The following is a 24837-nucleotide window of genomic DNA, read 5'->3' as shown; positions in this document are numbered from 1 at the left end:
CTTTACTCGGCCACGCCCACCTCGTAGGCTGTCTCGATAAGATCGTCACTATCGAGCGGTGTGACCGTTTTCACATAATTGAACTCTGCGGCATCGAGCGCCGCTTCGAATCGCTTCTCAAGCCCGTAGTCGCGCTCTCGCACGTAAAGCGCCACATCGTATGGCATCCAGCGGCACCATCCGACGTTGTCGGCGCTCACGCCATCGCCGTAACCGGCTTCGATATCGATATACGGCGGCGCTGGAAACTCGCCGTCACGAAAGCCGCCGTTAGCCCACGGCAGGTCGAACGCATCAAGCAGCGCCGCCAGGTCTTTAAGGCTGTTCATTGCGCCCCCTTCGAAAACTCGGCGGCAACCTCCTTGTAAACTCCTTCGATTACGTGATCGCCAGCGACCTTGCCGGGATAGCTGCCGCACTGGTTTTTGATCGCGTGGCCGTTTTCGAGCAGATGGGTAAGCTGATATTGCCTATTGTGGACAACGCAGGTCGTGCCGGTCGCTTCGGTCTTAACGTCGGCAGACCAGCCCTTAGCGTAGCTGCCGCCGTGACGCTTCCTCTTGCGGCTTCGCTCCTTGAGCATACGGACTGCCTTGTTGCCAGCCGCCTTGACGTTTCCCTGCAAAGCCTCTTCGTTATCCTCGATTACCTCTTCGATGCTGTTCACGATAATCGCTTCCAGCTCGCCGGTCCTTATCCCGCTCACCGGTTGCCCACCTTCTCGACAAGGGTCAGGCGCACGTTATCGGCGTTCGCCACCACCGCCGAATCGACGGCGTAGCGGATGCCGCCGAACTCGCAGAGCCTTTCGCCGCTGTAGGCGCACGCGCGTACCGCGATGACGGCCTGCGGCTTAACTCCCGCCTGCGCGGCGGCGTAATACGCCGCCTGGCTGATGCCGTAGACGTTGCACGGCACGCGCCGCCGCCGCTCCTTCTTGTGCGATACCCCCAGCTCGTCACGCTCGGAAACCGTAGCGATCAGCGTGCAGATGCCAGCCCAGCCGCTCATGACGCATCGCCGCCGCTGTACGCCGAATCTCCACTCATGCTCGTGAGCATGGCGTCGAAAGACTTCATGAAGCGTTCGGAATCGGGATTGTCCATGCCGAAGTTGGCCTTGACGTAGACCTTTATCGCAAGGCGAACGCGGCCGTCCGAATCATCGTGCGCCTTGGCATCCGCCACGCCGCCCGCCACCAACTCGGCGCGGGCGGCTTCAATAACGTCCGAAATCTCTTCGTCATAGTCTGTGACGAAAGCAGGGATGCGAAGCGCGGCGCGGCACGCATCCAGCAGATTCCCTTTAGCCTTTGCGGCCATGCCGCGCCACCCCCTTAAGCCTGCTTGATAGTGAGCTGTGCGAACGCTTCCGGCACGGCAAGCACGCCGTCAAACAGAACATAACCGTCGAAGCAGCGCTTCTGGGTGCGAGGCTGGACGTAAGGCGTCACATCGGGGCCATCAAAGATATTGCCCTTGAAGAGGTCGGGGAAGCCGGCCTTGATAACGCCATCGGCAATGGAATCGTCCTGCTTGACCACCTTGCCGAAGATGCGACCCTGAATGGTCGGGTCATCGGTCGCTTCATTGACGAAGTAAGAACGGCCAGTCGTGTCCTCGATCATGGCAATCTGATTCCAGATGGTGCTGTTGTTGGCGTAAATGATGATTCCCTTTGCGGCGGCGTTGCCGTAGGTGCGAAGCAGGCTGAGCATCTTAACCATATCGGCCTTGGTAAGGCTCTTTGCCGCTGCGGTCTGAATCTTGTTCGCCGCCGCCATGCCGTATTTGGCATCGCCAAGCTTCTCGTGGGCAAAGGCGTTGCACGCGACGGAAAGACGCGCGGAGACCTCGGTAATGATGTACTGCTCGAAGCCGGAAAGAGACTGCGTTGCCATCTTGCGGGACATCTCGACAGTCTTCTTGATCTCCTCACCCACAAGCGGAACGTTGTCGAAATCATTCTCCTCGACGTCGGTGGGCGCTTCGCCCTCTTTTGTCTTGGCCGCGTCGCCTGCGGTAATAGACTTGTGACGCGGGAACTCGACCTGACCGGACATGTTCGTTCGGCTGATGTCACCGAAGAAAACCGCGGTGTTGTCGATAAGGGAAATGATCTCGTTCTGCACGGCAACGGGAACGAGGGATCCGGTGTTGGCCGTGGTGATGGTGAACTCTTCTCGCTGCTCGATTGCGTGTCGCTGGGCGGCACGCTCGGCATCGGTAAGCGCGGTGCCGCCGACAAGCTGGATGCCGGAACGCTCGGCAAGACCCTTGACCCACGCGCGGCGCTCGGCTGCGTCATAGTCGGTCACATCGTAGACAGCGCCGGAAGCGCCGGCGACGTTGGAGGAGCGCGCCAGCGGCACGGAATCCACGCGCTGTGCGCGGCCTGCGTCGATGGCGGCACGGGCGTTCGCGACGGCTGCGGCGCGGGTCTGTGCCGCCTGCTCGCCAGCGGCACGGCGCTGGTTGATCTCGTCGGTCAGCTCGGCCATGCGTGCCGCATCCTCTTCAGTCGGATCGGTATCGGCATCATACTTGTCGATAAGAGCTTGAAGCTCGTCAATAAGTGCCTGCAAATTCATAGCTACATGCCTTTCTTCGCGTTGATGATTGCTACACATGCTTTGGCGCGAAGCAACGCGCCCTTCCTTCGCGCAAACTCCTTGCGCGACTGCTCAATCACTCCGCTGAGCAGGTTTCTTGCACTAATCTCCGTGTTCGGGTCTGCCGGCAGGCTCACGGCGCTCACGTCGTAGACCTTCTTAACGCGGGTGATAGTCGTTGTCCGGGTTTCGCGGTCGTACTCGTCTGCCGCAATCATGAAAGCCCACGACATGCGAGTAATAAGCCCGTTGGTAATCTCTTCGTAAAGGTCGCGTGCCGCCTGCGAACCCGACAGGTCAGCAGCGACGAACAGCCCGTGTTCGTCAGGCTCGATAATCAGCGTCCCGTTGCTCATTCGCGCAAGCACCTTACCGGAATGGTCGAACTGCATGATTACGTCGCTCATGTCCGCATCGACGAAAGCCGTTGGCGCGATGATCTCGCGGTACTCGTTTCCGTCGTAGTCCTCAAAAAGCACGTAAGGGTCATTGAATGTCGAAGCGTATCCCTCGACGTAATACTCGGTATCGAAACGCTTCTCGCGCTTCCCGTCATCAGCGCCAAGAGCACGCACCATGACCGGCATGGCGCGGTATTGGCGCTCATTCGGTTTTGCTGGCATCTTCACCACCATCTTTCTTACCGTCGATTGCGGCAACGTTCGCGTTGGTCTGGGCGGCAGCCGCCGCCTGCTCGGACGTGTGCTGGCTGATCAAATCGAGATCGATATACTCGCCGCGTATCACGTGACGTTCGCCGCCCGGATAGCTCGGCGATTGGAAGACCTCGGCAACTTGGTTGCCGCACCAAATCCCTCGGTCGAACAGCGCCGTGGAGACGTTGAGCTTCGTTTGATTGCTCGCGAACTCAAGGCGGTTCGCGCTGAACATAATCGAGTTGCCGTGGGCGATCTCGTTCGGCGTGAACGTCATCGCCGTGAGCACGTACCCGAGCTGGATGGCGAAGACCTCGGTACGCCCCTCGTAAAACGCGTTGTACGTGTCCTCGTCGGCCTTGTTCATAACGACGTCTTCATTGCTACCGAAGAATCGATAGGCCGCTTTTTCGATGCGTTCCATTTGCGCGGCATCGACCGTGTAGCTCTGCGGCTCGATCTGCTTGACTTCTTGATATTTGTTGTCGTAAACGACGATTCCGCCAGCGTTAGAAGCCCCCAGCTGCTTATTGAAAGCTTCTGTGGATTTCTTCGTGTCTTCAGGGTTTCGGTTTTGCGAAAGCTTGCCGATAAAGCGCACCGCCGCGCCTTGCTCGATAGCCGTTTTCTCGGCTTCTTCCTGAGCGTGAATCAAATCAAGCGTTGGATTAAGGACGTTTGTGCCATCGCCGAATAGGTCGCTCTTGAATTGATGCCGCGTCATAACTCCGATGCGCGACCACTCAATAAGCGTCTTATCGCCGCCGGGAAAGCGAAGCTCAAGCCACAAAGCGCCGTCGACGTCATAGGCTTCACACTGGCTCGGCAGCACGGGATAGTAACCAACGGACGTGATGCCGTCCCCGCCATCGACGGGAACGATCAAGCAGGTGTCGCAAACGTCAAGCATCGTCGATATGCGGTGCAGGAATTGCGGCGTTGTCATCCATGGATTCGGTTGCCACTGCAAAGAGCGCGTCCATTGCGGTTGCGCGGTGCCAGAAATCTCAGGCCGCAGCTTTGAAGCGTGGTCGGCGTTTCGCTCGATGATGGAGCGTGTAAGCTCGGCTTCATAGATGCCGCCGCTCCACGACGTGAAGCGCGGCGCGTAGGCCGTGAACGTCTGGAAGTAGCCATCGACCGCCTGCATGATCGGCTTATGGAACACGGCATCGAACATCGAGCGGAAAAGCTTTGGTTTTCGCACGTTTTAACCTCCAATCATGCTTTGGTAATCGTCCATCATGTCTTTGAGCACCACGAACGCGTCGCACTCAGCCGCCCAAGCGTCGATGCGGTTGCGCGGGTCTTGGTTTTTCTTGTCGGGCGCGATGTTGCCGTTCGCGTCGTTGCGGATCATCACGTTGGAGCGGCACCATTCCGCAATTGGGTTCTGGTTGTCCACGATGCGGTTTTCCTTGTAGAGGGCGCGAAGCTCCTTCATCGGCATCGACAGCGTCTGAGCGCCTTGGATGACCTTCTTGAAGTTGTCGGCTCCGAAATATCCCTCGTAGGCTTCGACGGTCGGTACGTCTCGCATGTGCCAAGGGTCGTATCCGCATGCAACCGAATAGATTCCGTACTTCTCCTGAACCTCAGTGACCCAATCCAGAACGTCGCGCTTGTCGATGATTGGCGTTGCCGACGTCCTGAGCAGGCCGCGGGCAATCCAGGCATCGTATGGCACGCCGTCTCGACCACCGCGCCGCCCCTCGGCTTCGGCCTGCTCCAAAGCGCGGAGCGGGATCCATGCCATGTGCATTGCGTATATATGCTCGTCATTCGGGCGCATCATCAGCAGACACGCCGCCGTCAGGTCGGTGGTATCGGAAGCGTCAACGCCCAGCACTGCATAAGAAAAAGACCCGTCTGACGGGTCGAAAGTTTTCTCGTTATGGATTTCAGACCACGTGAGCCATGCTTGCGACTGGTTTTCAATGAGGTTGAAATCCTTCACAAGCAACGTCGGTAAAAACGTCGGGTCGTCTTTCGCCTTCGAGACGTTTTGTCGCAATGCGTTGATTGACTTGATGGTTCCAAGACCCGGATTGGCTTTGATCCAACACTTCTCGTCTTTCCATTCCTCGCGCTCGTCAAGCTCGAAGATGAAAGCGATGAAATGCTCAGCTTTCTCGCCGGACGCTTCGCCGCTCAGCCATTTGGCGGCGTATTCGTACTGGGCATCGAAGATGCCTCCGCGAACGAAACCGTTGGTCGTGATCTCCAAAACCAGCGGCTGTCTGCGAGCGGATGTGCCCTGAATGGTCAGGTCGTAAAGGTCGCGGTTTCGCATGGCGGCAAGCTCGTCAACGATAGCGCCTGAGATGTCCAAGCCGTCAAGGTGATTCGTGTTGGCGGAAAGCGCCTTGATCGTCCCCATGTTGAGGTCGCAGTAAAGGTCGCTCACGCGCTTGCGCACGTGCTTTGCCAGCGCCGGCGATGTCATCACCATGCGCCAGGCATTGGCAAAGCCCTTCGCCGCCTGGTCGTGAGCCGTAGCGACGTTGTAGATCTCAGGTGCGCCCTCATCATCGTTTACGAGCAAGTCGTTCTCGATTGCAGACCCAAGTGCGGTCTTGCCGTTCTTGCGCCCCATGATCCAGAGCACTTCGCGGTATTGTCGCAGCCCCTCGGCATCCACGAACCCGAAGATAACGGAGAGAATCGCCAGCTGGAAAAGCTCAAGCTTGAACTTGCGCCCAAGCTTACCGCTCGGAAGTCGGCAAAACGTCTCGATAAAGTTAACGTGCTTCGCCGCAAATTCCTCGCGGAAATGGTACGGATAGAGCGGGTCGGCGTTATCAAGGTCGCGCAACACGCGCTCCGCGACCTGATGCATCTTCTCGCAAGCGGTGATCTCACCGTTGAGGATGCCACCGAAGTAGCTTCGTATCGCCTGCTCGCAGCGACCCGCGCTGCTTCGTTTCTTCTTAGCCGCCGAAGCGCGTTTCATTGATGTAGTCAATGAGCGCATCGCCTGCGGTGCTGCCGGACGGCATCATGTCGGTGAGCTGCTTGATGCCGCGCGAGAACGTGGTGAATAGCTTGTTGTAAGCGGAGAACCCCGGGTGCTCGCGCACGCCGGATTGACCGCCGCCGTTGTCATATTCGGTGAAGATGCTCTCGTGCATCAGCTCGCGGCGGGCTTCGTCAAGCTTCACCTTCAGAAACGCGATGTTCGACATCAGCGGAAGCACGGCGCTTCGCTTCTCGTCCGGTATCGCGTCCTTGGTGAGCCGTTGTAGCTTTTTCAGCTCACTTTGGTAGCGGCTCTCGATGGAAGCGGTTCGCTTCTTCGGGGGACTTTCCGTGGCTTTGGGCAAAAGGTCGTTACTTTCGCACACTTTTCGCGTTCCCACAAGACCACCCCCGTTCTGAAACCCGTCACGCGCATAAATCTATCTTCCGGCGTTGGTGCCCTATGCTGGGTGCCTTGATTTTAGGCCGGGGGGATAGCTCGAAGCTGTGACCTGCTGTTTTGTCTGTCGTTTTGTTTGACTGTGCGCTTGTGCTCAGTCTGTGTTTTCGTCTGTCAGCGAAATCAAGTTGCCGTCCTCGTCAAAGCGCAGCCCTTGCCTTGTGCTGCCCTGCCTTGCCCAGCCGTGCACCTTCTTGTGGCAAAGGTCGCACAGGCTTACAAGGTTGCGAGTGTCGGTCGCTATGTTCGGATCGCTGATGTTCGATGGTGTTAGCTCGATGATGTGATGCACCATCGTTGCCGGTGTTGCGATGCCAGCCTTAAGGCAGTGCTGGCAAAGATAGGCGTCGCGCTGCAATGCAAGCTCTCGCGCCTGTTCCCAATCGCGCGAATGGTAGAAGCGGTATGAGAAGCCCTTAGCCATTGCGCGACCTCCAACAAAAAAGGGACGCGACCAAAGGCCGTGTCCCTTTCTGATAATCCACCGTACCGAAATATAACGCAAACCGAAAAGTGATGACAAGTACCAATCTCAAATATCTTTGAGCGCAGCAAAGCCCACCTCGTCGATATAGCGGAACCCAGTGTTACAAAGCTCCCTGCACCATTGGCGCGAGCACTGCATCACATCGGCAATCTCGTCCCATTGCATCGCTTGGAGATAAGCCATGCACAGCGCGTCGGCGTAGCGGTTGCCCTTGAGTTTAGCCAAGCCGCCGCGATTGTCAGCACCGTAGAGCAGCACGCACGCTTCGTCCACCTCGGCTTGGCTATCCGCGATCCTCCTTTCCAACCTCCCCTCAAAGTCGATACGCCCGTTAATCGCATCCATAGGGTCTGAGCCGCCACCGCCGCCGCCTGCGCTGTAACTCTGCGCCTTGGCTCCTTCGCGAGCCTTAAGGCGGGCTAGCATCTCCTTTGCATGTTCGATGCTAGCCACCTCGTCACGAATGCGCTCGAAGTATTCCTTGGCATCCACAAAGCATCAACCCTAGTCGACACCCGTAGAGCCGAAGCCGTCGGTACCGCGCTCGGTGTCGGTCAGGCTATCGACCCCGACAAGATCGCACGGCACGAACGGGACAACGACCATCTGGCACACGCGCGTACCCTTGGGAAGAAACACGGTGTCGCAGCTGAGATTGACCAGCGGTGCGTACACCGCGCCAAGGTATCCGCTGTCGATGACACCCACGCCGTTGCGCAGAGTCACGCCGTAGTGAGCGCCAAGGCCGGAGCTCGGGATGACCAAACCGACACAGCCGCTCGGAATCTCGCAGGCAAAGCCAAGTCCGCAGACCGCGCTCGCGTTTGGCTCAAGCCTTACATCCTCGGCGATGCAAAGGTCGAAGCCTGCATCGCCATCGTGCGCGTATGTCGGCATGGCTGTTCCGTCAGCCAGGCAAACGTTCATCTTTCGTCCGTACATGTCAGCTCCTAAAAGGGAATGTCTTCGTCGTACAAATCTGGGTAGGCCGCAGCCTGGGGCGCTGCCGCCTGCGGTGCCGCCGTCGGCTGCTGTGACTGTCGCTGCGAGGTCATGATCGCTACGTTGTCAACGATGACCTCGAGCTTGCGGTAGCACTTGCCGTCCTTCTCCCACACGTTCTGGTGCAGGTGCCCAAGGATGGCTAGGCGTGCGCCTTTCATCAGAAGCCCGTTGTTAAACATCGCTTCTCCGCGCTTGCCGTACATCACGCAGTCGACCCAGCTGGTCACGTCCTTATAGCTGCCGTCCTGCTGCTTGCGACTCTTGTTCACAGCTAGCGAAAAGCTCGTTACCGCAAGGCCGCTGTTGGTGTACCTAACCTCTGCGTCTTGCCCAAGGTTGCCACTCAAGGTGACGCTGTTAAGGCTGTCACTCACAGCTACCACCCCTCACGATTGCAAGTGCGATATAGGTCAGGATCACCATCGCGGTCGCGAGCGACGGGAAGACCCACGAGAACAGGCAACCAGTGATGATGCTTATGAACAGTTCCATAAGACAAAAACAGAGAAAGACGATGATGCAGCCCAACAACGCCATGAGCACCGCTACAAGCACACTCAGCCTCTTGATTCGGCGGCGTGCCTGCTCACTCGACCTACTCACGGCATCCACCCCCAAGAGCCTTGATAAGTCCCTCGCGCTGGACGTGCCCCAATCCTCGCACACGCCTGCCCGCGCTGATGTGCAGGCTCTTCATAAGCTGCTGTGTACGTTTCTTGGCATAACCAGGCATCGACCTAATCAGATACTCGACGCGCATATCAGCTGCGGCCTGATAGTTGCGGTCTGCCAGCTCAAGAAACCCATCAATGCCCAGCGCCCCAGTTTTGAGATGTTGGCGAATGTCTGAGCGCTGCCTGCGAATCTCAAGCGCTCTGTCAAGAGCCCTGCGGCGCTCATCGCCGGTCATAATAGTCACCATTTTCGGTATCTCCTGATTCTTACTTGGAATACGGCGGCTAACCGTTCCCAAACCATCGGTTTTGCTTTCTGACCTCTCGTTTTCGTGTCGTGCAGCAAATGGCTGAGGTCTTGCCATTTACACACCATTTACACTCCGTCCTCAAGCTTCTTGGCGAAGCTGTTGAACGCCTGAGCCGCAGCCTGGTCGCGCCCCGGCAGAAGGTGCGCGTAGAGCTTCAGCGTGGTCGCTTCGTTCGAGTGTCCCAATCGATCTGCGAGCGTCTTGAGGTCAACGCCGTTCGCAAGGCACCACGTGGCGTGCGTATGGCGCAACGAGTGGAACACGTACGCCTTAGGCATGCCCGCACGGTCGCGAACGCGGCTGAAAGCCTTTGAGACGGTCGTGGGGCGCATGTAAGAGCCGTCTACGCTCACCAGTGGCGAATCGGGCGTGAAAGCGTCTGAAATCGAATCCTGTTGCGCGAGATAGGCTTTTATCTGCTCCCACTCTTCGTCGATTAACGCCACAGGCCGCGTCTTCTTGTTCTTGGTCACGTTGGATCGGATAACGCCACCGCCCGGAACCTCGATGACCGTTCCGCTCACGAGGATGAACCCCTGCGCCTTGTGGAGGTCGCGGCGCCTCACGGCACACACCTCGCCGACGCGCATCCCCGTATGCAGTGCGAGCCAAGCCGCGAAAGCATAGGCTGATTGGCGCATGAAGCGCTTCTCGGGCATCTCAAGGTCGAGCTTTTCGGAAACCATGGCATCGAGTGCCCTGTAATCCCATTCGTCGATGCTCACGGCCTCATGGCGTTCCTCTGGCGGCTTTGTGACCATGAGCATTGGGTTGTTCTCGCAGATGCCGATGCGCACCCAGAAGTTGTATGCGCCGCGCAAAAAGTGGTGAACGCTGATAATCGTGTTGCGCGAAAGACCTTGACCGCCGTTCTTCTTACTCACGCCAAGCCGCGTCTCGAAGTCGTTCAGCTCGATAGCGGTAAGGTCGCGAGCGACTTTGCCTTTAAGGTACTTGCCCACGTAGGTTCGTGTGAAAAACGTCCACCTCTTCACGGTGTTAATGGCTGCGCCCTTAATCTTCCGCTGCTCGATATACTCCCAAAGCAGGTCGACTATGAGCGTGCTCTTGACCTTGCCGTCAAGGGTCAGGTGCGAAGCCCAGGCATCAGCCAAAGCCTGCGCTTCATCGCGCGTCCTGGCATCCGGGAAGCTGCGTCGTGGCCGTATCTGCCGCCCGTCCGGTGCCTTGCCAAGGTACGGCTGCGCGTACCACACGCCCTTTGGGTCGCGCTTGACCTCAACGTCCATGGCGGCGCTTCAATTCACGTACGACGTCGATAACGCTACCCGACATGTCGCGAATCTCGTGAACGCAGTTCTTGCAAATGTCGAACTCGACCAGCTTGCCCTTGTCATAGGCGTGCACCCTTGCGAATTCGTTAATGTTGGTGCAGTCGGCTTCCTTCCCGCACCCGTCGCAGCAGCCGGAAACCTTAATCATCGTCCCGCTCCTTTTCAGCCGCCTTCTTCGCCTTGTGCATGCTGAGCTTTGCCGCGTAAATAAAGTAGATGCACACGATCAGCAGGAAGCAGGAGAAGGCCAGGAACCCATATCCAGCTCCGAAGATGAAGCCAATGGCGATACTGGCAACCAGCATCGCAAACGGGACGATCAGCAGGGCGCACCCAACCAGCATCGACGATGCCTCTTCATACTCTTCCTCGGTCTTAAACTCTTTCATTGCTTTCCTCCAAATTTCGGTGAATCACTTCGATTGCGTCGGTGACGCAATCGCACCAGCAAATAAGATCGTCGTAATCGACCCGCGCACCCTCGTGTCCGCGCTTCTCGCAGGTCGCAATGCGCCTGCTAATGTCCTGCGATACGGCGCACAGGTTCTCAAGGGTCTTGCGATCGCTCCTAATCGTCATCGTCGGTCACCCACTCGTCTCGGTGGTGTTCCCGCATGAACTCGTCGAAGTCCAATTCGATGGATTCGCTTTCACATCCCTGCCAGCCCCAGAACTCGCTGACATACGGCTGGCAGCGCGGGCATGCGTAGCGCTTCCAGAACAGACCCACCCAAAGGCCGCTTTCCATGAGCACGCCACGCGTCCCCGCCGGAATCGTCTCGCCGCAGTACGCGCACTTATGCGCCTTGCGGACAGTGACGATTTTGGGCGCGGCGTAGAAGTCACCACCGCTCATGACGCGCCGCCTTCCAGTGCTTCAAGCATGTTCTCGATGCACTCATGCGCCTTCTTGAGGTCTTCGATGCCGTTCTTGGATTTCCAGCGCCACAGGTACTTGAAGGCGCATCCCTGCATATAGGACACGTATTCATCGGTGCCAAGCATCGATTCCATTGCCTGCTTGCACTCAATGCCGGTATGCCCCGCGTAATGCGCAGGCTTGGTCACAGGGTCGAACCCCGTATCGACCGTCGAGGTCATCTTCTCGGCAATCTGCGAGGCGCTGAGCTCAACAGGCTCAGTCAGATCACCTACACGCTTAACGTAAGAGCTCATTGCAATCACTCCTTTGAAACCAGCTTCGCCAACTCGTCAAAATCGACCGTATGGAGCAGCTTTATCAGCTGCGTGACCTCTGGTGAACGCCAAGCGTGCATGCAGTACACATGCGCCTCTGTCGAGTAGTGGTGGGAATTGGCCTTAAGGTGCTCTTCCGCTTCGCGAAGCGTGAGAAACATGGTGTCCGGGACAATTGCCCACAGCTTCGTAAGGAACACGCAACCCAGCGCGTTGTTCTCGGCGTAATCCTTGATTACACCCTTAGAAATGCTGATGCCAAGATTCGTGTAACGCGCCCACAGGCAACCGTCCGTGCCAAGCTCAAGCCAGTTGTCTTCAAGCCATTTTTTGGCGTGCTCTTCGCCGCCAAGATCAAGCTCGTCCTTGTAGGCTCGCGACACCGCTTCCTCTAAGCTAATGATTTCGCCTTCGCCGTCTTCAAAAAGCCCAACGGCTTCGATGTCATCACCATCTGTTGCTTCGCGGTATTCGTAGTCTCGAATGGCCCAAAAACGTGGGTCAGCCGTTGCTAATGTCGGCTGACTGTTCAGCTCATGCTGTAGCTCTTTAAGAAAAACGAGATCGTCTTGCGTAAGGCTACGCTTGACGTAAGCGCGGTCTTCGAGATCAACCGATGCTGTCATTTCTCTTCACCTCCTTCTCGCTCTTCTTCGTCTCCCTGCACTTCCAGCAGGCTTCGCTGTCCTTGATGAACCAGTCCAAATTCCGCTCGATGCCGCAGTAAGGGCACGTGCGCTTTCGGACTTTGTTGACATAGCTCCCGTAAGGCATAGCCAACGCTCCTTTGTTGAAAACTCTGCTATTGTTGAAAACTTGTTGAAAACCTGTTGATAACTACTGTTGAACGCTCAAAAACAGGCTCTGGAATCGCGCGAAATTCGAATCGCTAAAGAAAGAAGAAGCAAGAAAGAAGAACCTTGCTTGTATGTCAACATAACAAGCAAGTGCGGGTTTTTGGCTTTGGGTTAGGGTCTAAAGACCCAAACCCAAAAACCCGCTTCTGTATTGTTATGTTATGTATTGTTAGGCTTAGCCCAGCCTAAAACCGATGGTTTCGCGCTGGTTACAATCCGCAACAACACAAACATATGCCCTGACCTGCTATTCTTGCGGGTTTTCCTGCTTCTTCTTCGGCCTGCCGCCCTTGGCTCCGTTGACGCGCTGTTTGCCAAAATAAAGGGCGTTTTTGCACATCCTCTCGCTCTCGATGTGACCTTTTCCGTCCCTAACGAGCAAGCCGATCTCGAGCAGGCAGTCGATGAAATCGCGCGTCTCGGCGATGCTCACCGTCTCGTCAAAGGCACCCATCGAGCGCATGCCGATCGCGCCGGCGAGAATGAGCCAGTCTTCGTCGGTGTCCACGGCGATTGAGTGGTGCTTGGTGCTCGCCAGAAGCTCGCACAGCCGCCAGTAGGCTCCGTAGCCCTCGTTACCGCGACGCATGAGCAGCCGTTGGCATTTGATGTCCTGCTGCGCATTGGCGTCGTGCTGGAACCATGCCATAGGCTCTTGCGCCTGCTCGTGCACGTCTTTAGGAATCGCTGCCATCGTCCTCACCTCCCATCGTCAGACCATCGCTTGTCCCCTGCTGGTGCCAGCCGTCCCAAAGGCACTTGCCGACCTCGCGGCAGTTAGTCCAGACGGTCGCTCCGCGAAAGCCGCACGCGCTCTTTTGCTTCTGTCCATGTTCGAGTAGATGAAGCTCGAACTGGCATCGCCCGGGCGTCGGCATCGGCTGCTCTCCAAAAAGGTCAAGCGCCAGCTGCTCAGCGCTCTTGGAGCTGCTGCACATATGCGTTGCACGCCGATTTGGTCATCAGGTAGACGAACATGCCAGGCGTCATATCGTCGAGCCTGTCGCTCTCAAGCACGTCCTTCATGGCAACGATGGGTGTCCACATGAAGCAGAGAGCCAGATCGGTATCAAGGTTGATGCTCTCGCCGCTCTTGGAGTTGAATACCGTAATGGTGCCGTCGGTATTGCTGATGTACTTGGCAACGGAATCGAGGAACTTGATTGCGTCCTTACGCTTCATGATTGTTCTCCTTGTCATAGATTGAATTGCGTAGCTTGATGTTCAGCTGCGGATGCTTTTTGAGAAGCCAACGAGCTAGGAGCGGCGTATCCGTATTGTTAATGCCGTAGACGTGCTCAGTGCCGTTACCGTCCACGAACGGCACGCCTACGAGCTTTACGCTGCCCTCGTAGCGCTGCTTCTCAATGAGGTACTTGGTGCTCACGCGGATGCCGCGCTGGTCGATTGCGAGCGCCGTGAGCTCGATCTGCCGCAGCGCCCTCGGATTGAGCTTGCACCACGTCTCGAACAGCTCTTGGCGGTCTTTGAGCTTGAGCGGCACCGGGTACACCGCCAACCGTTCCTGCCGCATCACGGATTCGAGCGGCTGCGTGAAATCGTCAACGTCCATGGCGCTTCCTTGCCTCGCGGCTCATAAAGCGCCTGAAAGCCACTTCCGCGACCTCTCGCGGTGCCGATGGCGGCACGGGTAGCACATGGCGCGCGCGAACGTCTCCGGCTCCGCTAACGCCCGGTCTGCGGGCTTCATCGATGATCACCCGCGCGACCCAGAAGCCGTTCGCATCGCGGTCGAGATAGCCCCTCATTGGTCAACCAATCGGACGATTGCCCAAAGCTCAAGCCCGGCAAGGACGAACGGTAGCCAAGGCAGGTTGCATGCTTCGGTAAGCCAGATAATGGCACCAGCCAGGGCGATTGGCAGGATTCCCGTTGCCGCTAGCACGGCAATAGCGCCGCAAAACCACCGCTTAACCATTGCTAGTGGTGTAGAATTCTCGATGTCATTCCCGGTGAAGGTTTTGACACAGCCCGTGCCCGGTTGCAGCCAGGCGCGGGCGCTTTCATTTCGCAGGCGTGCATCATAGCCTTGACGCGCCGACAAAATGCCGCCTGCGCGGTATCGAGCCTGCGGTGGCTTCCGCCCGTCAAAACCACTATGCAAACCAACGGTTTGCTGTTGGGTTCCATACATGTGAAACCCCTCCTTTCTTACTTGCTGAGCCACCCACCGAAGGCAACGGCAGAGGCAATGAATAACCAGAGGGTCAAGACGTGGATAACTTCATCCATTAGGCAACCTCCTTCCATCCCATCAAGTCGTTGGGGCTGATGTCGGCAACGTCGCAGATAGCCATGATCTTGTCAGCGCCGGGGATATAACCTTCGCCGCTCTCGTACTTCACGACGGAATCTTTGGAGATGCCAACACGGCTAGCAAATTCGTCCTGCGTAATGTCAAGCTTGGCGCGAGCAGCGCGAAGATTTGCGGCGAAGACCTCTTTGTTGAACTTCATACTGTCCACCTCCTTTCATTGAGTGATAATTGCAAACCTTGCTTGTCAAGGTTTGCACCCGTATGTTTATCGGGTTTACCCGTTAAACATACGGCTTTAGGAAGGTTTCTTCCTAACTCGCATTGCAGTATAAGCGAGTTTCTTCCTATTGCAAGAGGAAAATAAGAAATAATTTGCCTATTCTCGTCCAATAGAATAGAATTCACGGCAGATAGTTGCTAAAAAAGGAGGTGTGAAATGAAGCTTGCCATAAAGGAATTACGTAAAAAGCTGCACATTTCACAAGCAGACTTTGCGAAAGCCGTTGGCGTGTCCATGCGCACGGTCGGATCTTGGGAACGTGGCGAATCATTCCCAAACGCCGAACAAGTTTGGAACGCAGCTTTGGCGTTAGGCTGCTCGCCGAATGAGATATTGAGTTGGGATGGTGAAGAAAATGAAGATAGCCAGATCACTAGTGATGAGCGCGAAATAGTAGATAACTATCGCGAAAGCTCCCCAGAGTGGCAGCAGAACATTTCGATGACCGCCAGGGCGGCAGCATCGGAATCAAAAAGGAAATAAAAAAGCCCCGCGCAACCGTCCAAAGTCTCGCAGGGCAATACCAAAAGGCAAGGTGATTTTATCATGCCAAAGGGCACACGTGCCGCTATCTATGCGCGTTTCAGCTCGCATAACCAGCGAAGTGAATCAATCGATATTCAGGTAGAAAAGTCGCGAGAATACTGCAATGAACACGGCCTTGACGTTGTGCGCGTATATAGCGATTACGCGCAAACAGGCCGTGACGTGCAGCGCGTAGAGTTTCAGCGGATGATGAAAGACGCAAAACTCGGAATATTTGATTATGTGGTGATCTATAAGGTCGCGCGCATTATGCGTAACCGTGATGAAATGGCGCTCGCGCGTATCAAGTTGCGCAAAGCAGGTGTTGAAATACTTTATGCCGGTGAGAGCCTTGGTGAAGGCTCAACGCGCGTGCTCAACCTTGGCATGCTCGAGGTACTTGCCGAATGGGAAAGCGCAATCGACAGCGAGCGTATCCGAGACGGAATCAACAAGAACGCCCAGCGCGGCATGGCGAACGGTCGCACTCATTACGGCTGGGACATCGTTAACGGGTATTACGAGGTCAACGAACGTGAAGCTGCCGTGATGCACCGTATGAAAAACATGCTCTTTGCCGGATCGACCGTTGCCGAAATCAAGCGTGCTGTCGCAGTTGAACGCGGCAAGCGCGGCAAACCGTTGACGCATGGCGTGATAACAAAGCTGCTCAGGCGCGAACAGAACTGCGGCGTTTACGATTACGCAGGCGTTCGAATCGAAGACGGCATGCCTGCGCTTTGGTCGCGTGAAGACCAGGACATGATCAACAGCATTTTGGGTTCAAACGGGCGCAAGCACAACAAAACACGCGACACCAACGATTACCCGCTGTCTGGCAAGATGTGGTGCCCAGAGTGCGGCCAGTATTACGTTGGCACCTGCGGCACGTCAAAAACGGGACGCGTCTACCACTACTACAAGTGCAAGAAATGCCGCCGTACCTTTAGGCGTGATGCCGTCGAAGAAGCCGTGCTCGACACCGTTCTCGAGACAATCAAGAAGCCGGATGTACGCCAGCGTATCGTTGACGCAATGGCTCTTTACGATGAAATGAATGAAGAGAAGGAAGAGCCGGAGAGCAAGCGCATTGAGCGCGAGATAAAGCGCATAGAAGCGGCGTTTGAGCGTATCTGGCAGGCTATTGAGGACGGCATAGCGCCGCCGGGCGGCAAAGAGCGCGTAGACATGCTGCGTGAGCAGAAAGCGGCCTTAGAAGCTGATCTGCGGCAGGCTCAGGCTAGCGAAAGTGCGCATCTGTCTGGCGAAGACATAGCCGCTTGGCTCGATCACATCGCACAGGAACCAGATGCAGCCGAAATCATCGATACGTTCGTGCGGCTCATTGAAGTAGACGGGGAAGAACTCAAGCTTTACTTTGCGTTCGACTACTGGGGCGATGACTTCCAGCCGAAACAAAAAAAGACGAACCCCGAAAAGGGTTCGTCTAATGTTCCAATGGTGGAGGCGCGGAGAATCGAACTCCGGTCCACGAAAGCCCTCTGATTGGCATCTCCAAGCTCAGTCGCTGGTTTTGTCTCGGACGCTTTGCGCGCAGCGACACGCTCGCGGCGTCCTAACCGGTTCGGTCTTAGCCTGCGCCATACCGATTACGTGCGCAGGAGCATTCCCCTAAAATGACGTCGCGCCGGTGTCGGGGAAATCACCGGGTTGACGCGCCGCTATAAACTAAGCAGCGAGAGCCATAGGCTCAAAAGAAGAGTTGTTGTCAATTCAATTTGACGGTACCCCTGTTTAACGAGGCGAGGAGACCTCGGCTTGCTTCCTCTCTCAGAGCTATCGTGTCGAAACCAGTCGCCCCCGAATGTTGGGAAAGTCTGGATGGTATCGGGCCTGCAAACACCCGATAACCGTCGACTTTTCAAGGAACATACGGGGCGAGCCCCGCTTGTGGAGTGTTATCTTACCACGTTCTGAAAGCGGACAGCTGTTCTATGCACGAGCTGTGAAGACCCCAATGTGCGCCGCACTTCGCACTTTTGTTACCGATCGCGTCACGTATATTTTCGCCAAGCAAAATTGACCCGTCGAAAGGACCGTTATGGATACCAAGCAGCAACTCGTCAATGCCCTCGCAGGCCTGGGCTCAACCATTACCGAAGCTATGGATGTCATCGAAGGCTTTGTCCCCTGCGGACATCCCGCCCTCACGGTATCGAACGCACTCGTCGCGCTGGACGCTGACGATGATGCGGCTCTCGCCCAGCAGCTTGAGACCGTCGAGGGCTTTATCGACCACGTGAGTGAGAACCGCGGCGTGGCCGCCTACCACGGCATCGAGATCGAGCTCACGGGTCCCAAGGCCGATCTGTTCGCAGCAATCCGCGAGGTAGGCGCCCTTATGCAGACCGCAGGCGTCAAGAACACCCAGGTCAACGAGTGGGTCTACCGCAGTCTGGCAGCACTCGACAGCTCCGACGAAAAGGCAGCCGAGCAGCTCGCAGAAAGTCCCGCCATTAAGGCCGAGCTTTTGTAAATAGAAGGCGCGGGTCCCTTGGCGCATCGTCGTCCAAGAGGCCCACAAACAGTTCGCGTCAACCGATAGCCGCGCCGCCGCGTTCGGCCAAAGCCAGAATCGGCATCATTTGGCGCGGGGTCTTTGCTGCAAGATCGGCATGTTCGAGCAGCTTGCGATCGTTGGTCACCAAGTAATCGACCTGCGCGCGCTTGCACGCGGCGAGCACCAAGTTGTCCTCGTAATCGCGATAGAGCGCTAAGTATTTGTCGGCCAGCCAAAGGTCCGACGCATCTGCACCCACGGCCGTGGCGTTTTCGGTCATGTTCCGAACAAACGCCAACGCCGCATCGCCAATTGCACGGGCAGATGCCTCGTCGAGCGCTCCCCCACTGGCAAGAACGCTACGCTTCAGCTCGTGTTGGACAACGTACAGCACGTCCTTGGCGATATGCACCGGAAAGAACAGCAATGCCCCCGCCTCCGCCGCCTGCCCAATAAACGCACGCGCGGCAAGCGACTCAGCATGGTCGACGCAAAACGAATCAACCCATACGTTGACATCCAAACGCAAAAGGCCTGCGCCCGGACGACACCGATGCCGTCTGGGCGCAGGCCAGATAACGTGGGCGAACACGTCTGCTAACGCAGGTACGCCTTTGCGTTGCCCAGGCTGTAGGCGATCGTTGAGCCGTTGTGCAGCAGTGACGACGTCTGCGGAGTGATCATGCCGGTAATACCCAATGCCAACAGCGCCGAGTTGGTGAGCATCACCTTGGAATACGAACTCGTCAGACGGTCGATGAGACCCTGGCTCATGCGGCGCAGGCGCACGATCGCGGCCAGATCCGTATCGGTCAGGATGATATCGGCGACTTCCTTGGCGATGTCGCTTCCGCCACCCATGGCCAGGCCCACGTCGGCCAAACCGAGCGCCGGCGAATCGTTGACGCCGTCGCCCACCATGGCAACATGGCGCCCCTCGCTCTTAATGCGTTCCACATAGGCGTACTTGTCCTCGGGCAGCAGTTCGGCCTTAAACTCGTCGACACCCGCCTCGCGCGCAATGCGCTCGGCCGTGCGCTCGGAATCGCCCGTGAGCATAACGACATGCTTGACGCCCAGCGCATGCAGGTCGGCGATGGCCTCACGGACCCCAGGCTTGAGCGGATCTTCGATGCCGAGCACGCCGACGACCTTTCCATCGACCGCCAGATACAGCGGCGACAGGCCCTGCATCTGGGACTCAATGCGCTCCTTGATGTCGGATTCGAGCTGTGCGCCCTCGTCCTCAAATACAAAGTGCGCGGAACCGATGATGGCGCGACGTCCTTCAATGGACGAAGCGATGCCGTGCGCCACGATGTACTCGACAGCGGCATGGCGCTCGCGGTGCTCGAGCTCGTGCTCGCATGCCGCATTGACCACGGCACGCGCCACCGGATGCGGAAAATGCTCCTCCAAGCAAGCGGAAAGGCGCAGGACCTCGTCCTCGCTCCAGCCATCGGTGGTGAGCACGCAGGCAAGACGCGGCTGCGCCTCGGTAAGCGTGCCGGTCTTGTCAAACACAATGGTGTCGGCCTTGGCAAACGACTCAAAGTACTTCGCGCCCTTGACCATAACACCCATCTTGGCAGCATCGCTCATGGCAGTCATGACGGCGACCGAACCCGTAAGCTTGAGTGCGCACGAGTAGTCGACCATCAGCGCCGCCGAGGTCTTGATGAGGCTGCGGGTGGTAAGCGCAACAAGACCCGCGAGCAGGAAGTTCCACGGAACGATCTTGTTGGCGAGGTCCTCCATGTGCGACTGGCCCTCGGACTTAAGCGAGTCGGCCGTCTGCACGAGCGAGACGATCGAGCGCAGTTTGGTTTGCGCCGTATTGGCGCGCACGCGCACCAAGATGCCGCCGTCTTCCACGACGGTACCGGCGAACACGTCGTCGCCCACGCTGCGCTCGACGGCCAGCGGCTCGCCGGTCAGGGTCGCCTGGTTGACCATAGCGCTCCCCTGCTCGACAACACCGTCGATGCAGATGGACATGCCGGTGCGCACGGCGACCAGATCGCCGGGCTCAAGCTCGGTCGCGGCAACGCTTACCTCGGTGTCGCCAACAACCTTTTGCGCCTTGTCGGGCACATCGAGCAGCGAGTTGATGAGCTCGTTTTCACTCATGGCGCGGGTGTAGTCCTCGAGCAGCTCGCCCACGTTGAGCAGGAACATCGTCTGGCCCGCGGTGTCGACATCACGCTTGACGAACGAAATGCCGATGGCCGAAGCGTCGAGCACGGGAACGGTCAGGCGCGGCTGCGCGAGCTCACGGAGGGCGGCGCGCAAAAAGGTCATGTAACCGGCCACGACAAACACCGCACGCAGGGGCGTGGGCAAAAACCAGCGACGTGCGTAGTGGGCGCCGACAAGTGTGGCAAGATCCATGACGAGCTTGTGCTTGCGCGGCTCGAGTTGTATCACGTAGCCCGTCTTTGCGTCGGCAATGGCCTGAGCGTCGAGCGCACCGACGGCGGCCAGCACGGCATCGCGTCGCGGCTCGTCGTACTCCAGCGCCATCTGGCCAATGCGGCCATACACGCGCACCTTGCGCACGCCGTCGATGTCGCCACCAAGCTTAAGAAGCGCATCGAGATCGCTCTCTGGCACAGGACCCGCCAACTGGAGGCGGGTCCTGCCGGGGATCTCGCTGATAATCGAGAATCTCATAGTTTGTGCCTGGAAGCGCTACTCAGCTGCGTTGTCCGCGGCGGCCTCGCTCTGGGTGATGTAAGCAGCCTCGGCAACCATGTCGTCGACATTAGCCTTGGCCTGCTCGACCATGTCCTGGTAGCCGTTCTTGATGCGCATACCGCACGCAATACCCTGCACGCAGGCATTCTTGACCGGAGCGCTGGTAAGCAGCTTGATGCCGGCCGTGCCAAGCAGAAAACCGCCACCAACAAGCAGGGTGTTAAACGTCGACTTCTTCATGTTGCTTCTCCCTTTTGCCGCATGGGGCGCGGCATGGTGCCTTAGCACCCGAGTTCATCAGTTAGCTCGAGCACGCTTTTGAAATACCTTAATTCTATCTAACTATCTAGGTCAGCCATGGCTAACCTTTTGAAAATTAACGATGCGGAGTAACCGATTGTCAATGTGACAAAGGGACTGTTCCTTTGCCCCTTCTTACAGCTGCCAGGCAGCCGCTTCCTTTTGCAGCGCAACCATGCGGGCGAATTCTCCACCTGCCGCCTTGAGCTGCGCCGGAGTGCCCTGCTCGGCAACCACACCATCCTTGAGTACAACGATCTTATCGGCATTTTCTACCGTGCGCATACGGTGGGCGATCACGATAACTGTCTTTCCTGCGAGCAGGCGGGAGAGCGCCTGCTGCACCACGGTCTCGTTCTCCACATCCAAACTCGCCGTCGCCTCGTCCAGCAACACAATCGGCGCATCTTTGAGCAGCGCGCGGGCGATGGAGATGCGCTGGCGCTCGCCGCCGGACAGCTTGGAGCCGTTCTCGCCGATCATGGTGTCATAGCCCTGCGGCATGCGGCTCACAAACTCGTCGCAGTTGGCGGCACGCGCGGCAGCAAGCACTTCCTCATCGGTGGCATCGCGACGACCAAGACGGATGTTTCCCATCACCGTGTCGTCAAAGAGCAGCACGTCTTGGAACACAATGGCGTAGTCGCGCAGCAGTACCTCGGGATCAACGCTCGCAACATCCACGCCACCCACGGTGACCGTGCCTTCGGTGGCATCCCAAAAACACGCGGCCAGGCGGCTCACCGTAGACTTACCGGAACCCGAAGGACCGACCAGCGCCGTAACTTCGCCTTCCTTGGCGGTAAAGCTCACATCGGTAAGAACTTTCTCGCCGGCGCGGCCGTCCTCGCCCGCACCATAGCCAAATGCCACATGATCAAACACCACGTCATGACCTACGGGCTCAAACTGCTCGCTGCCCCGCGCCACGGGCTCTTCCATGATGGAGCGCATGCGCTTGGCCGACGACTCGGCGACAAACAGCTCCGACACGAGCATAAGGGCCTGATCAAACGGCGCGTAGATACGGCTCACCATAAGCAGGAAGGCAAACATCACCAAAAAGTCGACCTGCCCGGAGGCGACCATCGTGGCGCCCGTGACCAACGTGGTGGCTATCCCCAGGCGCAGGATGGCAAAGGCGGAGTTGACCAAAAGCCCGTTGGCGAGCTCGCCTTTGGTGGTCTCGCGCTCCTCGGCATCGATCACGGCGTTAAGCCCCTCAAGATAATGGGCCTCCTGGTTGGTGGCGCGAATCTCGCGCACGCAGTCGAGCGTCTCCTGGATCGCCTCGGTGACCTTGACCTTCTCGGCGCGCACACGGTCGAACACCGGGGTCATGGGGCCGCGTGTTAGATACAGCACGGCAAAGGCCACGGGAACGCTCCAAAACGCCGCGATCGCCAGCTGCCAGCAAAAGAGCAGCGACGCCACGAACACAATGGCGCTTGCGATGACGGCACCCCAAAGCTCTCCCAGCACGTGGCTGTAGGCGTGCTCCATAGTCTGAACGTCGCCCATGATGGTTTCGGTTAGATCGGCCAGATCACGACGGCCGAAAAACGACAACGGCAGTTTGCGCAAGCGCTCGGCAATCCCCATGCGCTGCTTGCCGCACTCCTCGTAAAAGATGCAGTAGGTGTAGTAATACTGCTGCCAGTTAGAGGCAAAGAGCAACACAAAAAAGACCAGGAGGCCGCCCACGATCGGCAGGGCATCCGGCAGGTCAGCCCCGCTGGCGAGATGCTCGACAAAGCCGGCCATAACCAGGAATAAAAAGCCCATGCCGGCCATGGTAATGAGATTAGTGAGCGTGGTCCAGAAAATGCCGCGTTTTACGCCGGCGACGCCTTTATCGGATAGGAAATACTTCTTTTGGAATGAGGCGAACATTTAGGCCTCGCCTCCCTTCGTGACGGCGGCATCCGCGGTCGCTGCAGTGATTTTCCAGCTCGCGGCCTGTTCGTATTCGGCCCACATCTTGGCGTATAGACCCTTTTGGGACAGCAGCTCGGCATGGGTGCCGGCCTCCTGCACGCTACCTTGGTTGAGCACCACGATCTTGTCGGCCCCCACCACGGTAGAAAGCCGGTGCGCGATCATAATGACCGTGCGACCCGCCGCCAGCTTGCTAAAGGCGCGCTGGATGAGCGCCTCGTTCTCGGGGTCGGCAAACGCCGTGGCCTCATCGAGCACCACGATAGGAGCGTCTTTAAGGATCGCGCGGGCGAGTGCCACGCGCTGGACCTCGCCGCCCGAAAGATATGCTCCGCCGGCGCCGAGCATGGTGTTGATGCCCTGTGGGAGCTTGGCCACAATGTCGTCGCACTGAGCTGCGGAGAGGGCCGCACGCACTTCGTCGTCAGTGGCCGTAGGCTTGGAGGCGCGCACGTTATCGGCAAGTGTTTGCCGGAACAGCTGGTTGGTCTGGAACACGAAGGCGACCTGGTCCATAAGCTCGTTCGGATCCATATCGCGAACGTCCACACCGCCTACGAGCACTCGACCCGAGGAAACATCCCAAAAACGCGGGATCAGGCTTGCACAGGTTGACTTGCCGCCTCCCGAAGGACCCACAAGCGCGAGGGTACTACCCGCGGAAACGCTAAAACTCGCATGGTTGACGGCAGGCGCCTCGGCGCCCTCGTAGGTAAAGCTCACATCCTCAAATCGCACGTCGCTGCTGGCAGGGTACTTGGGTTGAGCGGGCACGGAGAGCTGCTTGGAATCCATGACGCTTCGGATGCGAGCCAGCGAATCGGCACTCATCTGAGACGCCTCGCCCACAAACATGAGCTTGGTCATGGCCGTCGGCACCACGGCCGAAAATATCGCGTAAAACGTGAAGTTGGCCATAAAATGCGCGAAGTCCGTCTCGCCCGGCGCCAACAGCAACGCCACGGGCAATAGGAATGCCACAAGACCATTGAGCGCGGTAAGGTTGAGTACCTGCGGACCTCGACAGAACGTGCCCGAATAGTTTTGCGCCATGTCGGCGTATTCGGCGATCGCGTCGTGGAACGCCTTAAAGGAATAGACCGTCTGCTGAAACACCTTGACCACGGGAATGCCGCGTACGTATTCGGTACCGGTCTTGTTCATCTTGACCAGCGCGCCCATGTAGGCCTTCATAAACTCGCCGCCCTTGCCGCCCATCATGGTAGCCATGGCGCCAAGCGAAACGACGACCGAGATAAGGCACGCCGCGCCCAAACGCCAATCGAGGGCGAAAAGCAGCACGAGCAGACCTGCAACCATGGCGGTGGCGCCGGCGATATCGGGTAGCATGTGTGCGAGCAGCGTCTCGGTTGAGGCGGCGCATCCGTCTACGATACGGCGCAGCTCACCGGTGGCATGCGTGTCAAAGTAGCCGAGCGGCAGCTTAAGCAGATGCTCGCTCGTAGCCTTGCGGATATTGGACGCGCAGCGAAACGCGGATAGGTGCGTACACATGAGTCCCACGAAATAAACCACAATGCTCGCCAGGGCAAAGCCCACAGCCCACCAACCATACATCGCGATGTCGGTGGCCTCGCTCCAGTTAGGCGCCACGGCGATAAGGTCTCGCGCAACAAACCAGATACACACGTACGGGCCAAAGCTCAGCAGCTGCGAGAGCGCCGAGAGAGCCATGCCCAAATATGTTAGGAATTTACGGTCGCCGGCATATGCAAGCAGCTCGCCGATGCCGCCGCCTTCCCTTTTTGATCCCTTTGCCATGAGAT

At 57.7% G+C, this 24837-nt stretch carries 36 protein-coding genes and 1 other RNA gene; 3 read left to right on the top strand and 34 right to left on the bottom strand.

Annotated features, from left to right (window positions below; translation table 11 throughout):
- Positions 1-2: 2 nt before the first annotated feature.
- From DW796_RS04675 to DW796_RS04545, 28 genes are all read right to left on the bottom strand, one after another.
- Positions 3-329 carry a hypothetical protein gene (locus DW796_RS04675; RefSeq protein ID WP_118094423.1) on the bottom strand — a complete coding sequence of 109 codons (327 nt, stop codon included), beginning with the start codon at positions 327-329 and terminating at the stop codon, positions 3-5.
- Positions 326-706 carry an HK97 gp10 family phage protein gene (locus DW796_RS04670; protein ID WP_118094422.1) on the bottom strand — a complete coding sequence of 127 codons (381 nt, stop codon included), beginning with the start codon at positions 704-706 and terminating at the stop codon, positions 326-328. The genes DW796_RS04675 and DW796_RS04670 overlap by 4 nt, the downstream gene beginning before the upstream one ends.
- Positions 703-1011 carry a hypothetical protein gene (locus DW796_RS04665; RefSeq protein ID WP_118094421.1) on the bottom strand — a complete coding sequence of 103 codons (309 nt, stop codon included), beginning with the start codon at positions 1009-1011 and terminating at the stop codon, positions 703-705. Before DW796_RS04665 ends, DW796_RS04670 begins: the two co-directional genes overlap by 4 nt.
- Positions 1008-1322: a DNA-packaging protein gene (locus tag DW796_RS04660; RefSeq protein WP_118094420.1), complete on the bottom strand. Its 315-nt coding sequence runs from the start codon at positions 1320-1322 to the stop codon at positions 1008-1010. Before DW796_RS04660 ends, DW796_RS04665 begins: the two co-directional genes overlap by 4 nt.
- A 14-nt stretch (positions 1323-1336) precedes the next feature.
- Positions 1337-2590: a phage major capsid protein gene (locus DW796_RS04655; protein ID WP_158567691.1), complete on the bottom strand. Its 1254-nt coding sequence runs from the start codon at positions 2588-2590 to the stop codon at positions 1337-1339.
- A gap of 2 nt (positions 2591-2592) precedes the next feature.
- Positions 2593-3246: an HK97 family phage prohead protease gene (locus DW796_RS04650; protein WP_233539667.1), complete on the bottom strand. Its 654-nt coding sequence runs from the start codon at positions 3244-3246 to the stop codon at positions 2593-2595.
- A complete protein-coding gene (locus DW796_RS04645) occupies positions 3215-4474 on the bottom strand; it encodes a phage portal protein (protein WP_147351016.1) in 1260 nt (419 codons plus the stop codon). The genes DW796_RS04650 and DW796_RS04645 overlap by 32 nt, the downstream gene beginning before the upstream one ends.
- 3 nt (positions 4475-4477) lie before the next feature.
- Entirely contained in the window at positions 4478-6220 is a 1743-nt protein-coding gene (locus DW796_RS04640) for a terminase large subunit (RefSeq protein WP_118094416.1), read from the bottom strand.
- Positions 6198-6590, bottom strand: a complete 393-nt coding sequence (locus DW796_RS04635) for a hypothetical protein (protein WP_118094415.1) — start codon at positions 6588-6590, stop codon at positions 6198-6200. Before DW796_RS04635 ends, DW796_RS04640 begins: the two co-directional genes overlap by 23 nt.
- A gap of 189 nt (positions 6591-6779) precedes the next feature.
- On the bottom strand, positions 6780-7109 hold the full coding sequence (locus DW796_RS04630; RefSeq protein WP_118094414.1) for an HNH endonuclease: 330 nt from the start codon (positions 7107-7109) through the stop codon (positions 6780-6782).
- A gap of 108 nt (positions 7110-7217) precedes the next feature.
- Positions 7218-7664 (bottom strand): hypothetical protein, encoded by a 447-nt coding sequence (locus DW796_RS04625; protein ID WP_118094413.1) that lies wholly within the window; start codon positions 7662-7664, stop codon positions 7218-7220.
- 12 nt (positions 7665-7676) lie between these two features.
- Positions 7677-8114, bottom strand: a complete 438-nt coding sequence (dut, locus tag DW796_RS04620) for a dUTP diphosphatase (RefSeq protein ID WP_118094412.1) — start codon at positions 8112-8114, stop codon at positions 7677-7679.
- A gap of 8 nt (positions 8115-8122) precedes the next feature.
- Positions 8123-8551 (bottom strand): single-stranded DNA-binding protein, encoded by a 429-nt coding sequence (locus DW796_RS04615; RefSeq protein ID WP_118094411.1) that lies wholly within the window; start codon positions 8549-8551, stop codon positions 8123-8125.
- Complete coding sequence (locus DW796_RS04610) at positions 8544-8780, bottom strand: hypothetical protein (RefSeq protein WP_158567689.1); 237 nt, start codon at positions 8778-8780, stop codon at positions 8544-8546. Before DW796_RS04610 ends, DW796_RS04615 begins: the two co-directional genes overlap by 8 nt.
- Complete coding sequence (gene mihF, locus DW796_RS04605) at positions 8773-9216, bottom strand: integration host factor, actinobacterial type (protein WP_147351015.1); 444 nt, start codon at positions 9214-9216, stop codon at positions 8773-8775. The genes DW796_RS04610 and mihF overlap by 8 nt, the downstream gene beginning before the upstream one ends.
- Before the next feature lie 11 nt (positions 9217-9227).
- Complete coding sequence (locus DW796_RS04600; protein WP_118094408.1) at positions 9228-10412, bottom strand: site-specific integrase; 1185 nt, start codon at positions 10410-10412, stop codon at positions 9228-9230.
- The gene (locus DW796_RS04595; protein ID WP_118094407.1) at positions 10402-10605 is read right to left on the bottom strand and encodes a hypothetical protein; all 204 of its coding nucleotides are present in this window, start codon (positions 10603-10605) and stop codon (positions 10402-10404) included. Before DW796_RS04595 ends, DW796_RS04600 begins: the two co-directional genes overlap by 11 nt.
- The gene (locus tag DW796_RS04590) at positions 10598-10846 is read right to left on the bottom strand and encodes a hypothetical protein (RefSeq protein ID WP_118094406.1); all 249 of its coding nucleotides are present in this window, start codon (positions 10844-10846) and stop codon (positions 10598-10600) included. Before DW796_RS04590 ends, DW796_RS04595 begins: the two co-directional genes overlap by 8 nt.
- On the bottom strand, positions 10833-11036 hold the full coding sequence (locus tag DW796_RS10375) for a hypothetical protein (protein WP_147351014.1): 204 nt from the start codon (positions 11034-11036) through the stop codon (positions 10833-10835). Before DW796_RS10375 ends, DW796_RS04590 begins: the two co-directional genes overlap by 14 nt.
- Positions 11026-11313 carry a hypothetical protein gene (locus DW796_RS04585; RefSeq protein ID WP_118094405.1) on the bottom strand — a complete coding sequence of 96 codons (288 nt, stop codon included), beginning with the start codon at positions 11311-11313 and terminating at the stop codon, positions 11026-11028. Before DW796_RS04585 ends, DW796_RS10375 begins: the two co-directional genes overlap by 11 nt.
- A complete protein-coding gene (locus DW796_RS04580) occupies positions 11310-11633 on the bottom strand; it encodes a DUF3310 domain-containing protein (RefSeq protein WP_118094404.1) in 324 nt (107 codons plus the stop codon). The genes DW796_RS04585 and DW796_RS04580 overlap by 4 nt, the downstream gene beginning before the upstream one ends.
- 5 nt (positions 11634-11638) lie before the next feature.
- Complete coding sequence (locus tag DW796_RS04575) at positions 11639-12280, bottom strand: hypothetical protein (RefSeq protein ID WP_118094403.1); 642 nt, start codon at positions 12278-12280, stop codon at positions 11639-11641.
- Between the two features lie 478 nt (positions 12281-12758).
- A complete protein-coding gene (locus DW796_RS04570; RefSeq protein WP_118094402.1) occupies positions 12759-13205 on the bottom strand; it encodes a Lin1244/Lin1753 domain-containing protein in 447 nt (148 codons plus the stop codon).
- The gene (locus DW796_RS04565; RefSeq protein WP_118094401.1) at positions 13189-13389 is read right to left on the bottom strand and encodes a hypothetical protein; all 201 of its coding nucleotides are present in this window, start codon (positions 13387-13389) and stop codon (positions 13189-13191) included. The genes DW796_RS04570 and DW796_RS04565 overlap by 17 nt, the downstream gene beginning before the upstream one ends.
- 34 nt (positions 13390-13423) lie before the next feature.
- Entirely contained in the window at positions 13424-13693 is a 270-nt protein-coding gene (locus DW796_RS04560) for a hypothetical protein (RefSeq protein ID WP_118094400.1), read from the bottom strand.
- Positions 13683-14084 (bottom strand): hypothetical protein, encoded by a 402-nt coding sequence (locus tag DW796_RS04555; RefSeq protein WP_118094399.1) that lies wholly within the window; start codon positions 14082-14084, stop codon positions 13683-13685. The genes DW796_RS04560 and DW796_RS04555 overlap by 11 nt, the downstream gene beginning before the upstream one ends.
- Positions 14085-14276: 192 nt before the next feature.
- Entirely contained in the window at positions 14277-14666 is a 390-nt protein-coding gene (locus tag DW796_RS04550) for a hypothetical protein (RefSeq protein WP_118094398.1), read from the bottom strand.
- A 97-nt stretch (positions 14667-14763) separates the two neighbouring features.
- The gene (locus tag DW796_RS04545) at positions 14764-14988 is read right to left on the bottom strand and encodes a helix-turn-helix domain-containing protein (protein WP_118094397.1); all 225 of its coding nucleotides are present in this window, start codon (positions 14986-14988) and stop codon (positions 14764-14766) included.
- A gap of 237 nt (positions 14989-15225) precedes the next feature.
- On the opposite strand from DW796_RS04545, the gene DW796_RS04540 reads away from it, so the two are divergent.
- Both DW796_RS04540 and DW796_RS10415 read left to right on the top strand, forming a co-directional pair.
- Entirely contained in the window at positions 15226-15552 is a 327-nt protein-coding gene (locus DW796_RS04540) for a helix-turn-helix transcriptional regulator (protein ID WP_118094396.1), read from the top strand.
- A gap of 63 nt (positions 15553-15615) precedes the next feature.
- Positions 15616-17100 (top strand): recombinase family protein, encoded by a 1485-nt coding sequence (locus tag DW796_RS10415; protein ID WP_158567688.1) that lies wholly within the window; start codon positions 15616-15618, stop codon positions 17098-17100.
- On the opposite strand, the gene ssrA is transcribed toward DW796_RS10415, so the two are convergent.
- Positions 17054-17417, bottom strand: a transfer-messenger RNA (tmRNA) gene (gene ssrA / locus DW796_RS04520). The genes DW796_RS10415 and ssrA overlap by 47 nt on opposite strands.
- Positions 17418-17656: 239 nt before the next feature.
- Here ssrA and DW796_RS04515 point away from each other — a divergent pair.
- A complete protein-coding gene (locus DW796_RS04515; RefSeq protein ID WP_118094393.1) occupies positions 17657-18091 on the top strand; it encodes a hypothetical protein in 435 nt (144 codons plus the stop codon).
- A 58-nt stretch (positions 18092-18149) separates the two neighbouring features.
- Here DW796_RS04515 and DW796_RS04510 read toward each other — a convergent pair whose 3' ends face one another.
- The 5 genes from DW796_RS04510 to DW796_RS04490 all read right to left on the bottom strand — a co-directional run bounded on the left by DW796_RS04510 (position 18150) and on the right by DW796_RS04490 (position 24832).
- Complete coding sequence (locus tag DW796_RS04510; RefSeq protein WP_158567687.1) at positions 18150-18638, bottom strand: PIN domain-containing protein; 489 nt, start codon at positions 18636-18638, stop codon at positions 18150-18152.
- Between the two features lie 74 nt (positions 18639-18712).
- On the bottom strand, positions 18713-20728 hold the full coding sequence (locus DW796_RS04505) for a heavy metal translocating P-type ATPase (RefSeq protein WP_233539666.1): 2016 nt from the start codon (positions 20726-20728) through the stop codon (positions 18713-18715).
- 78 nt (positions 20729-20806) lie between these two features.
- On the bottom strand, positions 20807-21052 hold the full coding sequence (locus DW796_RS04500) for a DUF6110 family protein (protein ID WP_035136895.1): 246 nt from the start codon (positions 21050-21052) through the stop codon (positions 20807-20809).
- 195 nt (positions 21053-21247) lie between these two features.
- The gene (locus tag DW796_RS04495) at positions 21248-23005 is read right to left on the bottom strand and encodes an ABC transporter ATP-binding protein (RefSeq protein WP_118094390.1); all 1758 of its coding nucleotides are present in this window, start codon (positions 23003-23005) and stop codon (positions 21248-21250) included.
- On the bottom strand, positions 23006-24832 hold the full coding sequence (locus tag DW796_RS04490; RefSeq protein WP_187362370.1) for an ABC transporter ATP-binding protein: 1827 nt from the start codon (positions 24830-24832) through the stop codon (positions 23006-23008).
- Positions 24833-24837: the final 5 nt, after the last annotated feature.

Origin of the sequence: Collinsella sp. AM31-2AC, assembly GCF_003469285.1 — a bacterium.
GTDB lineage: Bacteria > Actinomycetota > Coriobacteriia > Coriobacteriales > Coriobacteriaceae > Collinsella > Collinsella aerofaciens_AT.
The sequence above is the reverse complement of the archived record's forward strand: the minus strand, read 5'-3'. Positions and strand labels throughout refer to the sequence as shown.